At 42.5% G+C, this 10,844-nt stretch carries 9 protein-coding genes; all 9 read left to right on the top strand.

Annotated features, from left to right (window positions below; genetic code table 11):
- Positions 1–4 precede the first annotated feature (4 nt).
- The 9 genes from rpoC to rplC all read left to right on the top strand — a co-directional run bounded on the left by rpoC (position 5) and on the right by rplC (position 10,827).
- Positions 5–3,604 (top strand): DNA-directed RNA polymerase subunit beta', encoded by a 3,600-nt coding sequence (gene rpoC / locus SB660_RS17445; protein ID WP_410583530.1) that lies wholly within the window; start codon positions 5–7, stop codon positions 3,602–3,604.
- A gap of 145 nt (positions 3,605–3,749) precedes the next feature.
- Complete coding sequence (locus SB660_RS17440) at positions 3,750–3,998, top strand: 50S ribosomal protein L7ae-like protein (RefSeq protein ID WP_003216985.1); 249 nt, start codon at positions 3,750–3,752, stop codon at positions 3,996–3,998.
- 112 nt (positions 3,999–4,110) lie between these two features.
- A complete protein-coding gene (gene rpsL, locus SB660_RS17435; RefSeq protein ID WP_003216962.1) occupies positions 4,111–4,530 on the top strand; it encodes a 30S ribosomal protein S12 in 420 nt (139 codons plus the stop codon).
- A gap of 120 nt (positions 4,531–4,650) precedes the next feature.
- On the top strand, positions 4,651–5,121 hold the full coding sequence (gene rpsG / locus SB660_RS17430; protein WP_003216884.1) for a 30S ribosomal protein S7: 471 nt from the start codon (positions 4,651–4,653) through the stop codon (positions 5,119–5,121).
- 54 nt (positions 5,122–5,175) lie between these two features.
- Entirely contained in the window at positions 5,176–7,254 is a 2,079-nt protein-coding gene (gene fusA, locus SB660_RS17425; protein ID WP_058015803.1) for an elongation factor G, read from the top strand.
- 118 nt (positions 7,255–7,372) lie between these two features.
- The gene (gene tuf, locus SB660_RS17420; protein WP_180309710.1) at positions 7,373–8,563 is read left to right on the top strand and encodes an elongation factor Tu; all 1,191 of its coding nucleotides are present in this window, start codon (positions 7,373–7,375) and stop codon (positions 8,561–8,563) included.
- 110 nt (positions 8,564–8,673) lie between these two features.
- On the top strand, positions 8,674–9,633 hold the full coding sequence (locus SB660_RS17415) for an alpha/beta fold hydrolase (protein ID WP_410583526.1): 960 nt from the start codon (positions 8,674–8,676) through the stop codon (positions 9,631–9,633).
- Between the two features lie 218 nt (positions 9,634–9,851).
- A complete protein-coding gene (gene rpsJ / locus SB660_RS17410) occupies positions 9,852–10,160 on the top strand; it encodes a 30S ribosomal protein S10 (protein ID WP_003156464.1) in 309 nt (102 codons plus the stop codon).
- 37 nt (positions 10,161–10,197) lie between these two features.
- Entirely contained in the window at positions 10,198–10,827 is a 630-nt protein-coding gene (gene rplC, locus SB660_RS17405; RefSeq protein WP_012008703.1) for a 50S ribosomal protein L3, read from the top strand.
- Positions 10,828–10,844 lie beyond the last annotated feature (17 nt).

The following is a 10,844-nucleotide window of genomic DNA, read 5'->3' as shown; positions in this document are numbered from 1 at the left end:
CCCCTTGCTAGATGTGAACAATTTTGAGTATATGAACATCGGTCTCGCATCACCTGATAAAATCCGTTCTTGGTCTTTTGGTGAAGTGAAAAAGCCTGAAACGATTAACTATCGTACACTGAAACCTGAAAAGGATGGTCTCTTTTGTGAACGTATCTTCGGACCGCAAAAAGACTGGGAATGTCATTGTGGAAAGTATAAACGCGTTCGTTATAAGGGTGTTGTGTGTGACCGTTGTGGTGTAGAAGTAACACGGGCAAAAGTCCGTCGTGAGAGAATGGGGCATATTGAACTGGCTGCCCCAGTTTCCCACATTTGGTATTTCAAAGGTATCCCAAGCCGTATGGGTCTTGTTCTTGATATGTCACCACGTGCGTTAGAAGAAGTGATTTACTTCGCTTCTTACGTTGTGACAGATCCGGGCAACACACCGCTTGAGAAGAAACAACTTCTTTCTGAGAAGGAATTCCGCGCTTATTTAGATAAATACGGTAATACATTCTCAGCAGCTATGGGTGCAGAAGCAATCAATAAACTTCTTCAAGATATCGATCTTGTCAAAGAAGTAGATACACTGAAAGAAGAGCTGAAAACTGCTCAAGGTCAGCGTCGTACACGTGCGATTAAACGCCTTGAAGTGCTAGAAGCCTTCCGTAACTCAGGAAACAAACCATCATGGATGATTCTTGATGTACTTCCGGTTATTCCGCCAGAATTACGTCCAATGGTTCAGCTTGATGGTGGACGTTTTGCTACTTCTGACTTAAACGACCTTTATCGTCGTGTCATCAACCGTAACAATCGTCTGAAACGTTTATTAGATCTTGGCGCGCCAAGCATCATCGTTCAGAACGAGAAGCGTATGCTTCAAGAAGCTGTCGATGCCTTGATTGATAATGGACGTAGAGGCCGACCAGTAACAGGACCAGGAAACAGACCATTGAAATCTCTTTCTCATATGTTGAAAGGGAAACAAGGACGTTTCCGCCAAAACTTGCTTGGTAAACGTGTTGACTATTCTGGACGTTCCGTTATCGTCGTAGGACCACATTTGAAAATGTATCAGTGTGGACTTCCGAAAGAAATGGCTCTTGAATTATTCAAACCATTCGTGATGAAGGAGCTTGTTGAAAAAGGTTTAGCTCACAACATCAAGAGTGCAAAGCGTAAAATTGAGCGCGTGCAGCCGGAAGTATGGGATGTTTTAGAATCAGTGATTCGCGAGCACCCAGTCTTACTAAACCGTGCACCGACTCTTCACAGACTTGGTATTCAAGCGTTTGAACCTACACTTGTGGAAGGACGCGCAATTCGTCTGCATCCACTTGTATGTACAGCCTACAACGCTGACTTTGACGGTGACCAAATGGCGGTTCACGTACCATTATCTGCTGAGGCTCAAGCTGAAGCTCGTATCTTAATGCTTGCTGCTCAAAACATTTTGAACCCGAAAGATGGAAAACCTGTTGTTACGCCATCTCAGGATATGGTGCTTGGTAACTACTACCTTACACTTGAGCGTAAAGGTGCTATCGGAGAAGGTATGGTCTTCAAAGATACGAACGAAGCCCTTCTAGCTTATCAAAATGGGTATGTGCATCTTCATACACGTGTAGCTGTTGCAGCTAACTCGTTGAAGAATGTAACATTCACTGATGAACAGCGTTCTAAATTGTTGATTACAACAGTTGGAAAACTGATCTTTAACGAAATCTTACCGGAATCATTCCCTTACATGAATGAGCCGACAAAGAGCAATATTGAAGAAAAAACGCCTGACCGCTTCTTCCTTGAAAAAGGTGAAGATGTCAAAGTGGCGATCGAGAAACAAGAAATCAATGCGCCGTTCAAAAAAGGTATTTTAGGTAAAATCATTGCGGAAATCTTTAAGAGATTCCATATCACTGAGACATCTAAAATGCTTGACCGCATGAAAAATCTTGGTTTCAAATACTCTACTAAAGCGGGTATTACGGTTGGGGTGTCTGATATCGTCGTATTAGATGATAAACAGAAGATCCTCGAAGAAGCGCAAGCAAAAGTAGATAACGTCATGAAGCAATTCAGACGTGGTTTGATTACTGAAGAAGAGCGTTACGAGAGAGTCATTTCGATCTGGAGTTCTTCTAAAGATGTCATCCAAGGTAAACTGATGAAGTCCCTTGATGAAGTCAACCCAATCTACATGATGAGTGACTCTGGAGCGCGTGGTAACGCATCTAACTTCACTCAGCTGGCTGGTATGCGTGGTCTGATGGCCAACCCGGCTGGACGTATTATCGAACTTCCGATCAAATCTAGTTTCCGTGAAGGTTTAACCGTATTGGAATACTTTATTTCCACTCACGGAGCGCGTAAAGGTCTTGCCGATACAGCCCTTAAAACAGCTGACTCAGGTTACCTCACGCGTCGTCTCGTCGACGTTGCACAGGATGTTATCATCCGTGAAACAGATTGCGGTACAGACCGTGGTATCTTGGCGAAGTCCATTAGAGAAGGAAATGAAATTATTGAGAAACTTGAAGAACGTCTAATTGGACGTTTTGCAAGAAAACCAATTGTTCATCCTGAAACGGGCGAAGTCATTGTTGGCGAAAACGAACTAATTGATGAAGATAAATCACTTGAAGTAGTTGAAGCAGGAATTGAGGAAGTATGGATCCGTTCTGCATTTACATGTAACACGCCTCATGGTGTATGTAAACGATGCTACGGCCGTAACCTTGCAACTGGTACTGACGTTGAAGTCGGTGAAGCAGTTGGAATCATCGCTGCTCAATCAATCGGTGAGCCAGGAACACAGCTTACAATGCGTACGTTCCACACCGGTGGGGTAGCAGGAGACGATATCACACAAGGTTTACCTCGTATCCAAGAGCTATTTGAAGCGCGTAATCCGAAAGGGCAAGCGACCATTTCTGAAATTGATGGTGTCGTTGCTGAAATTAACGATGTTCGTGACAAGCAGCAGGAAATTGTGGTGCAAGGCGACGTTGAAACTCGTTCTTACACAGCTCCTTACAATGCACGTCTGAAAGTTGTTGAAGGTGACAAAGTCACTCGTGGTCAAGTACTGACAGAAGGTTCGATCGATCCGAAAGAACTTCTTAAAGTGACTGACATGACAGCTGTTCAAGAATATCTGCTTCATGAAGTACAAAAAGTATACCGTATGCAAGGGGTAGAAATCGGAGATAAGCACGTTGAGGTAATGGTTCGCCAAATGCTTCGTAAAGTGCGTGTCGCTGATGCAGGGGATACAGATGTATTACCAGGCACACTTCTTGATGTACATCAATTCACTGATGCGAACAAAAAAGTACTATTCGAAGGCAAACGCCCTGCAACAGGCCGCCCAGTTCTTCTTGGTATTACAAAAGCATCGCTTGAAACAGACTCATTCTTGTCTGCAGCATCCTTCCAAGAAACGACTCGTGTCCTAACAGATGCGGCGATCAAAGGAAAACGTGATGAACTGCTTGGCTTGAAAGAGAATGTTATCATCGGTAAACTTGTTCCAGCTGGAACAGGAATGCCAAACTACCGTAAAGTTAAGCCGGTTTCACAAGTGCAGCCGTCTGACGATATGGTTCCTGTAGAGTAATCTTTCTCGTGAGATTCCTATAAAATCATCAAAAAATGGTGAAGGATGTCAAGATAATCTGTCATATGATATTGACATCCTTCTGCCATGATGATAATATAACCAAGGTGCTCAAAATAAAACCTGTTACTTTGGAGGATATTCGATGTCTTATGATAAAGTATCACAGGCCCAATCCATTATTATTGGTACGAAGCAAACAGTAAAAGCTCTGAAACGAGATTCAGTAAAGGAAATCGTCGTAGCGAAAGATGCTGATCCTGCTTTAACAGCTAGTGTAACAAAACTAGCGCAAGAGAAGGGTGTAGACATTCTAGTGGTAGATTCCATGAAAAAGCTCGGCAAAGCCTGCGGAATTGAAGTTGGGGCAGCAGCTGTTGCCATTATGTTATAGCGTACTTGTTTTGTTTTTGCATGTGTAAATGCAAAAGCATTGTTTTTTGCCTTTTAATGAACCACCTGGGTATGTGGGTTATAAAAAAAGCAACGAAGGGAGGAATAACAACATGCCTACAATTAATCAGCTAATACGCAAAGGACGCGTGAGTAAAGTTGAAAACTCAAAGTCTCCTGCACTTAACAAAGGATACAACAGTTTCAAAAAAGAGCACACTAACGTAACATCTCCACAGAAGCGCGGGGTTTGTACTCGTGTCGGTACAATGACACCGAAAAAACCAAACTCAGCACTACGTAAATATGCTCGTGTACGTTTGTCTAACCTGATTGAGGTAACAGCTTACATTCCTGGTATCGGACATAATCTACAAGAGCACAGTGTAGTACTTATCCGTGGCGGACGTGTAAAAGACTTACCGGGTGTACGTTACCACATCGTTCGTGGTGCGCTTGATACTGCCGGAGTTGACGGTCGTATGCAAGGACGTTCTAAATACGGAACAAAACGCCCTAAACAAAGCAAATAATACAAACAAACATAAGGGTTTTTAGAAGTTGATATCAGATCAGTGGAGTCAGGCAACTGACAATGATATTGAGATGAGAGACAGATAGAAATCCTTTTAAATGAGAAGGGAGGCTATCAGATGCCACGTAAAGGTCCTGTAGCAAAAAGAGACGTATTGCCAGATCCAATTTACAATTCTAAACTTGTATCTCGTTTGATCAACAAAATGATGATCGACGGTAAAAGAGGAAAGTCACAAACAATTCTCTACAAGTCATTTGATATCATCAAAGAACGTACTGGTAATGAAGCGATGGAGGTTTTCGAACAAGCCTTGAAAAACATCATGCCAGTTCTTGAAGTTAAAGCACGTCGTGTAGGTGGAGCTAACTACCAAGTTCCTGTAGAAGTTCGCCCAGACCGTCGTACTACTTTAGGTCTTCGCTGGTTAGTAAACTACGCTCGTCTTCGTGGAGAAAAAACGATGGAAGAGCGTCTTGCTAACGAAATCCTTGACGCAGCTAACAACACTGGTGCTGCTGTTAAGAAACGTGAAGATACACACAAAATGGCAGAAGCGAACAAAGCATTCGCTCACTACCGCTGGTAGGATTTATACCAAACTAAAAAAACTATTCCCTAATAAGGAAGGAGAAATTACCCAATGGCAAGAGAGTTCTCCTTAGACAAAACTCGTAATATTGGTATCATGGCTCACATCGATGCCGGTAAAACGACAACGACTGAGCGTATCTTATACTACACTGGTCGTATCCATAAAATTGGTGAAACTCACGAAGGAGCTTCCCAAATGGACTGGATGGAGCAGGAGCAAGAACGTGGTATTACAATCACTTCTGCTGCTACTACAGCACAATGGAAAGGTTACCGTGTAAACATCATCGATACACCAGGACACGTAGACTTCACTGTTGAAGTTGAACGTTCTTTACGTGTACTTGATGGTGCGGTAGCAGTTCTTGATGCACAATCAGGTGTAGAGCCACAAACTGAAACAGTTTGGCGCCAAGCAACAACTTACGGAGTACCTCGTATCGTATTCGTTAACAAAATGGATAAAACCGGTGCGGATTTCCTTTACTCTGTAAGCACATTAAGAGATCGTCTTCAAGCGAACGCTCATGCAATTCAATTGCCGATCGGCGCTGAAGATCAATTCGAAGGAATCATCGACCTTGTAGATAACGTAGCATACTTCTACGAAGATGACCTTGGAACTCGCTCTGATGCACAAGAAATCCCTGCTGAGTATAAAGACAAAGCTGAAGAGCTTCGCAACAGCCTTATTGAAGCTGTCGCTGAGCTTGATGAAGAGCTTATGGAAAAATACCTTGAGGGTGAAGAAATTACAATTCCTGAATTGAAAGCTGCAATCCGTAAAGGAACGTTGAATGTTGAATTCTACCCAGTTCTTGTTGGATCTGCTTTCAAAAACAAAGGTGTTCAGCTTGTACTTGATGCTGTGCTTGATTACCTTCCTGCACCAACTGATGTTGCTGCAATCAAAGGTATCCTGCCAGATTCAAATGAAGAGGTTGTTCGTGAGTCTACTGATGACGCACCATTCGCAGCTCTTGCATTTAAAGTTATGACTGACCCTTATGTTGGGAAACTAACTTTCTTCCGCGTATACTCTGGAACACTTGCTTCAGGTTCATACGTGAAGAACTCTTCTAAGAACAAGCGTGAGCGTGTTGGACGTATCCTTCAAATGCACGCAAACAGCCGTGAAGAAATCTCTACTGTATATGCAGGGGATATCGCAGCAGCTGTTGGTCTTAAAGATACATCTACTGGTGACACTCTTTGTGACGAGAAAGATACTGTTATCCTTGAGTCTATGGAATTCCCAGAGCCAGTTATCGATGTAGCAATCGAGCCTAAATCAAAGGCTGACCAAGATAAAATGGGTATCGCTTTAGCTAAACTAGCTGAAGAGGATCCTACATTCCGTACACAAACAAACCCTGAAACTGGTCAAACGATCATCTCTGGTATGGGTGAGCTTCACCTTGATATCATTGTTGACCGTATGAAGCGTGAGTTCAAGGTTGAAGCTAACGTAGGAGCTCCTCAAGTTGCGTACCGTGAAACATTCCGTTCTGGTGCAAAAGTTGAAGGTAAATTCGTACGTCAGTCTGGTGGACGTGGTCAGTTCGGACACGTTTGGATCGAATTCGAACCAAACGAAGAAGGCGCAGGCTTCGAATTCCAAAATGCAATCGTCGGTGGGGTTGTTCCTCGTGAATACATTCCAGCTATTCAAGCAGGTCTTGAAGATTCACTTGAAAATGGTGTATTAGCTGGATTCCCATTAATCGACATCAAAGCTAAATTATTTGATGGATCTTACCACGATGTTGACTCGAACGAAATGGCGTTTAAAATTGCTGCATCTATGGCGTTGAAAAATGCTGTCAGCAAATGTAACCCAGTTCTACTTGAGCCAATGATGAAAGTGGAAGTCGTTATCCCTGAAGAATACATGGGAGACATCATGGGTGATATCACATCTCGTCGTGGACGTGTAGAAGGTATGGAAGCTCGCGGTAACGCTCAAGTTGTTCGCGCAATGGTTCCACTTTCTGAAATGTTCGGATATGCAACTTCACTCCGTTCTAACACACAAGGACGCGGTACTTTCACTATGCACATGGATCACTACGAAGAAGTGCCTAAGAGCATTAGTGAAGAAATCATCAAAAAAAATAAAGGTGAATAATTGATTTTGCCTTTAAACTAAAGTATAACTACTATTGAAGATCAGAAAGTGAGAGGTAACTCTTCACTTTCTATCACTCTATACCAAATACAATGAACCTTTAAGGAGGATTTTTAGAATGGCTAAAGAAAAATTCGACCGTTCCAAATCGCATGCTAACATTGGTACAATTGGACACGTTGACCATGGTAAAACAACTCTAACTGCTGCTATCTCAACAGTTCTTCATAAGAAGTCTGGTAAAGGATCAGCTATGGGATATGACCAAATCGATGGTGCTCCAGAAGAGCGCGAGCGTGGAATCACAATCTCAACTTCACACGTCGAGTATGAAACAGACACTCGTCACTATGCACACGTAGACTGCCCAGGACACGCTGACTACGTTAAAAACATGATCACTGGTGCTGCTCAAATGGACGGCGCGATCTTAGTAGTATCTGCTGCTGATGGTCCAATGCCACAAACACGTGAGCACATCCTACTTTCTCGTAACGTAGGTGTACCATACATCGTAGTATTCCTTAACAAATGTGACATGGTTGACGATGAAGAGTTACTTGAACTTGTTGAAATGGAAGTTCGTGACCTTCTTTCTGACTATGACTTCCCTGGTGACGATGTTCCAGTTATCAAAGGTTCTGCTCTTAAAGCTCTTGAAGGAGATGCTGATTACGAAGCAAAAATCTTTGAACTTATGGACGCGGTTGATGAGTACATCCCAACTCCAGAGCGTGACACTGAGAAGCCATTCATGATGCCAGTTGAGGACGTATTCTCAATCACTGGTCGTGGAACAGTTGCTACTGGTCGTGTTGAGCGTGGACAAGTTAAAGTCGGTGACGAAGTTGAAATCATCGGTCTTCAAGAAGACAATGGTAAAACAACTGTTACAGGTGTTGAAATGTTCCGTAAGCTTCTTGACTATGCTGAAGCTGGTGACAACATCGGTGCATTACTTCGTGGGGTATCTCGTGAAGATATCCAACGTGGTCAAGTACTTGCTAAACCAGGTACAATCACTCCACATAGCCGTTTCAAAGCTGAAGTTTATGTACTTTCTAAAGAAGAGGGTGGACGTCATACTCCATTCTTCGCTAACTACCGTCCGCAGTTCTACTTCCGTACAACTGACGTAACTGGTATCGTACATCTTCCAGAAGGTACTGAAATGGTAATGCCTGGCGATAACACTGAGATGGAAGTTGAACTTATCTCTACTATCGCTATCGAAGAAGGAACTCGTTTCTCTATCCGTGAGGGTGGACGTACTGTAGGTTCTGGCGTCGTTTCAACTATCATTAAGTAATAAAACATATAAAAGAGACTCCTTGCAAAAGGGTCTCTTTTTTTGCTTTTCCAGATCAGAACGGCTACTATAAGCTATAGAATCTAAATGGAACCGAGAGGATCACTGGAATGGCGAAGACATATTTGAAGAAATGGTTAATCGGCGGAGTTGACCAATGGATTATGATCAAAGAAGATCACACAAGTGAAACGAAGCCTGTTCTATTATTTGTACACGGTGGGCCCGGCTCCGCTCAAATCAGTTATATTGATTCGTTTCATGAGGGGCTTAATCGGGATTTTACAGTGGTTCATTGGGATCAGCGAGGTGCGGGACTTTCCTATCAAAAGAATCTCCCAGATAGCTCCATGACCATTCAGCAATTTATTGAAGATACGATTGAACTCACAGAGAAGGTCCTTTCATATCTAAGTCAATCAAAACTGTACATCGCCGGATATTCATGGGGGTCATTAATCGCCATACAAGCAGTACATAAACGCCCAGATCTATATCATGCTTATTATGGAATTAGTCAGGTAGTAGATGTATTAAAAGAGGATATTGTGTCGTACGACCTTCTTTTGAAGAAATACCATCGTAATCGGTTGTTTACATGGTGTTTGCGATCACTGACGCCTCCTCCGTGGAAACGAATATCAGCTCATGCTCTGTTCTCTCTATATAAAGAGCTCGGAAGCGTAGGTTTCACACACAAGTGGAGGCCGCTGATTCAAATGCTGCGTGGGTTTCTTTTTAGTAAGACATATCAGCTCAAAGATAAGTGGAATTTCCTAAAAGGACAGAAGCTTAGTCAGGACATGCTATGGGATGAATTGATGAATGAGAGCATTGAATACCGAGTTTCTACTATATTAATACCTTGTTACTTTATCATTGGTGAATATGACATGATTACACCAGCTGCTGTATCAAAACCATATGTTGAGAAATTAACAGCACCAATCAAAGAATGGTTCACCTTTAAAGAATCTGCACATTCCCCGCATCTAGAAGAACCAGAAGAATTTATTCGTACCATAAAAAAGACTGCTGTACATCATCTTCAGGGAAAGCTTGATTTATAGGTTCAACCCCTGTATAATATGAAAAGTGTGCAAATCATAAATTTATCCGATTTATTATTGCAACACGCAGGCCAATTTGGTACAATAGTGCATGTTGGTCTTTGACTGCGATGAAGTGAGAGGTTGCTGACACACCCGGCCGCTTTGCCATGGCAAGGTGATCAGGTTTTTCTCACGGAGAACTGTCTAACGTAAGTAGGCGAAAAGGAGGGAAAATAATGGCAAAACAAAAAATTCGTATTCGTTTAAAAGCATATGATCATAGAATTCTTGATCAATCTGCTGAGAAGATTGTTGAAACGGCTAAGCGTTCTGGTGCTAGTGTATCTGGTCCAATTCCGCTTCCAACTGAAAAATCAGTTTACACAATCCTTCGTGCGGTGCATAAGTACAAAGATTCTCGTGAGCAATTTGAGATGCGTACTCACAAACGTCTAATCGACATCGTGAATCCAACTCCACAAACAGTTGATGCACTTATGCGTTTAGATTTACCATCTGGTGTAGATATCGAAATCAAACTTTAATTCAAATAGAAAACACATATTATAGGAGGTGTGACTAATGACCAAAGGAATCTTAGGTAGAAAAATTGGTATGACGCAAGTATTCGCAGAAAACGGTGATCTTATCCCTGTAACTGTTGTTGAGGCTGCTGCTAACGTTGTTCTTCAAAAGAAGACTACTGACACGGATGGCTATGAAGCAATCCAAATCGGTTTTGACGACAAACGTGAAAAGCTTTCTAACAAACCAGAGAAGGGCCACGTTGCTAAAGCGGAAACTGCTCCTAAGCGCTTCGTAAAAGAATTACGCGGTGCGGAGTTAGATGCGTATGAAGTTGGTCAGGAAGTCAAAGTTGATATTTTCGCAAATGGAGATATCGTAGATGTAACAGGAACATCAAAAGGTAAAGGATTCCAAGGGGCTATCAAGCGCCACGGACAATCACGCGGACCAATGACTCACGGTTCACGTTATCACCGTCGTCCTGGTTCAATGGGACCTGTTGATCCAAACCGAGTATTCAAAGGTAAACTTCTTCCAGGTCGTATGGGCGGAGAGCAAATCACTGTCCAAAACCTTGAGATCGTTAAAGTTGATGCAGAACGCAATCTTCTATTGATCAAAGGAAATGTACCAGGAGCTAAAAAATCTCTAGTAACTGTAAAGAGTGCAGTTAAATCTAAATAACTCTCTTAGGAAAGGAG

This window comes from Bacillus sp. SIMBA_005 (assembly GCF_046535585.1).
Lineage (GTDB): Bacteria > Bacillota > Bacilli > Bacillales > Bacillaceae > Bacillus > Bacillus pumilus.
This window is presented reverse-complemented; position numbering and strand designations above follow the sequence as displayed.

Bases quoted from the DNA above. Each gene is read 5' to 3' on its own strand.
- rpsJ (WP_003156464.1), top strand. From the start codon at position 9,852: ATGGCAAAACAAAAAATTCGTATTCGTTTAAAAGCATATGATCATAGA.
- rpsG (WP_003216884.1), top strand. From the start codon at position 4,651: ATGCCACGTAAAGGTCCTGTAGCAAAAAGAGACGTATTGCCAGATCCA.
- rplC (WP_012008703.1), top strand. From the start codon at position 10,198: ATGACCAAAGGAATCTTAGGTAGAAAAATTGGTATGACGCAAGTATTC.
- SB660_RS17415 (WP_410583526.1), top strand. From the start codon at position 8,674: ATGGCGAAGACATATTTGAAGAAATGGTTAATCGGCGGAGTTGACCAA.
- tuf (WP_180309710.1), top strand. From the start codon at position 7,373: ATGGCTAAAGAAAAATTCGACCGTTCCAAATCGCATGCTAACATTGGT.
- rpsL (WP_003216962.1), top strand. From the start codon at position 4,111: ATGCCTACAATTAATCAGCTAATACGCAAAGGACGCGTGAGTAAAGTT.
- SB660_RS17440 (WP_003216985.1), top strand. From the start codon at position 3,750: ATGTCTTATGATAAAGTATCACAGGCCCAATCCATTATTATTGGTACG.
- fusA (WP_058015803.1), top strand. From the start codon at position 5,176: ATGGCAAGAGAGTTCTCCTTAGACAAAACTCGTAATATTGGTATCATG.